Annotated in this window: 3 protein-coding genes and 1 pseudogene; all 4 read right to left on the bottom strand. The window is 53.0% G+C overall.

What is annotated here, in order from left to right; translation table 11 throughout:
* Window positions 1-133: 133 nt before the first annotated feature.
* Window positions 134-583 (bottom strand): hypothetical protein, encoded by a 450-nt coding sequence (locus ACFQY0_RS21065; protein WP_379716996.1) that lies wholly within the window; start codon window positions 581-583, stop codon window positions 134-136.
* 6 nt (window positions 584-589) lie between these two features.
* A pseudogene (locus ACFQY0_RS21500) lies at window positions 590-862 on the bottom strand (hypothetical protein); the annotation flags it as partial.
* Window positions 863-877: 15 nt separating this feature from the next.
* Window positions 878-1,030, bottom strand: a complete 153-nt coding sequence (locus ACFQY0_RS21060; RefSeq protein WP_379716993.1) for a hypothetical protein — start codon at window positions 1,028-1,030, stop codon at window positions 878-880.
* 188 nt (window positions 1,031-1,218) lie between these two features.
* A complete protein-coding gene (locus ACFQY0_RS21055) occupies window positions 1,219-1,638 on the bottom strand; it encodes a hypothetical protein (RefSeq protein WP_379716990.1) in 420 nt (139 codons plus the stop codon).
* Window positions 1,639-1,881 lie beyond the last annotated feature (243 nt).

The following is a 1,881-nucleotide window of genomic DNA, read 5'->3' as shown; positions in this document are numbered from 1 at the left end:
CAAGTTCTGCAGAAGAGATCAAGCCCGCTTATTCCCATCATCGCGAACCTCAAAAAAACCAACCCCAAACTCTGTGAGCAATTTACCTGAAATTTACTTGTCAGTCCGCCTCAGTGGTTTGTTGTGCAATTTTTTATTGGTCGTCATCGTCAGGGTAGGTGTTGGAAACGTAGGTCGGAGTTCCCGACAGCGCATTCTCGAAATACTCACGGTGGTGATCGTAAGGTTCGTAGTCATCGCAATCAATCTCGGAAACCTCATCCAGCTCCTTGATGAACCAATGACAGCTTTCAACATGAGCTCTCGCTTGAAGTTCAGCATCTTCTGCATCAGTGGCATGGTCCGAGGGAATCCACGCAACAATCATGGCACCATCGACTGTTGAGAAGTCGTCGTGCTCAGCAGTGGGAACTGCCTCGAAAGTGACGATGAAAATGGTTTTATTTTTCTGCACAACGTTTGAGGACAGGCGGCGCCGGTGAACTAAGGCGGCGCTCTGATCCAGATGGGAAGATTGAATCACCAAATCAGAAATTCGACAAGGCCGCTGGTAGGCGTCGTCCTGCTCTGACTTGTTCGACAATTTGGTTCAAGGATTGAACTCGGGCTGATTGCGAATCCAGGAGGCTAGATCCGTCCACACCTGCTTGTCTCCACAGATACAATCGTTCCAGCCCCTGATCTCGTCGTCATTGTCGTCGTAGTTAGCCTCGATAAAGGCTCTACGTGCATCCACGTCTCTCTCAGGGTTCGGAATCCCGAAGGTAGCTGCGGCATCTCGAATGGACTTGGCAGCCTCAACTCGCCCAATCCGCTCGTAGGCATCTGAAAAGACTGAGTAAGGCGGGTTATTGGGCCAGTCGCTCTCGAAAAAATATTAAAGTCCCCCGTTGTCGATTATCCCCTGCGCGGAATAGACGATTACGATCGTCTTGTAGGGCTCTTCGAGCTGCTCCATCTGGTCGTCCGCTTCCGTCAGCTTGCCGAAAGCAATCTCGCTTGCCTCGTCGAGTAGTTCTTCTTCTGACATTATCGTAAAGCTATCTCCTCGGCTTGGGCGCTCGCATCCTGCCACGAGTGCGATGATCACAGAGAGTGCGATTACTGCGATCTTCATTCTTTGGTCGAACGTCAGAGCACACCAACCGCCTGACGGCAGCCGCGCGCTGACTGTGTTTTTAGGGTTCTAATCACGGTAAAAATTCGACTCGGAGCGGGTCAGGCGGTTGGGTGCTGCGGCTTGTTGTGCCTCTTCGTTTCGTTCAGGCCGCAATACTCCAGCAAGCGCACCCGAAAGACTATAACCGGGACGGCCGCCACAGCCAGGAACGTAGCCAACCACTGCAGGAAGATGCCAAATGGTGGTTCGCTGGGATAAACGGAATTGCCCAAATGATACGCTCCCAGGCAGACCAAGAAACCGAGGCCGCAAGCCAAGGGAGATTCGTGCTTCCAGTGGTAAACTAATGCGGCAATCCAGAGCAATCCCGCAACGGTGGCAAGAGCCAAGTATCTCCAGTCTGCAAAACCCTCTGGAAACGAGAGGGGTAGAAGTAAGAGCGCGATAATCGCAAGCCACTTGATGAGGGCCAGACTGAATCTGGACTGCTCGATGTGCTTCGCGGAATGGTCGCTCATATTTTTGACACAACGTCGATGTGGACGCGCGCCCCCATGGCGGCGCGTTCGACTGGATGAAAGCAGATTGAAGCACTCCCGGCAATCTCCAACAAAGCCGCTGATTGGCGTCGTCGTCGCACGCCTTTATAGGACATCCGGACTTATTCATCAAGCCGGGCGATGAGGCCCGGAGCGAGGCCGTTCGACTGCGCCCGGATTGTGAACAAGTCCGTCGCCAATGCCGCTTTTCATTCCCTTTCG

The organism is Haloferula chungangensis (genome assembly GCF_042664875.1).
Lineage (GTDB): Bacteria > Verrucomicrobiota > Verrucomicrobiia > Verrucomicrobiales > Akkermansiaceae > Haloferula > Haloferula chungangensis.
This window is presented reverse-complemented; position numbering and strand designations above follow the sequence as displayed.

Excerpts from the sequence above, each read along its gene's own strand:
- ACFQY0_RS21060 (WP_379716993.1), bottom strand. The coding sequence starts at position 1,030 with ATGTCAGAAGAAGAACTACTCGACGAGGCAAGCGAGATTGCTTTCGGC.
- ACFQY0_RS21055 (WP_379716990.1), bottom strand. The coding sequence starts at position 1,638 with ATGAGCGACCATTCCGCGAAGCACATCGAGCAGTCCAGATTCAGTCTG.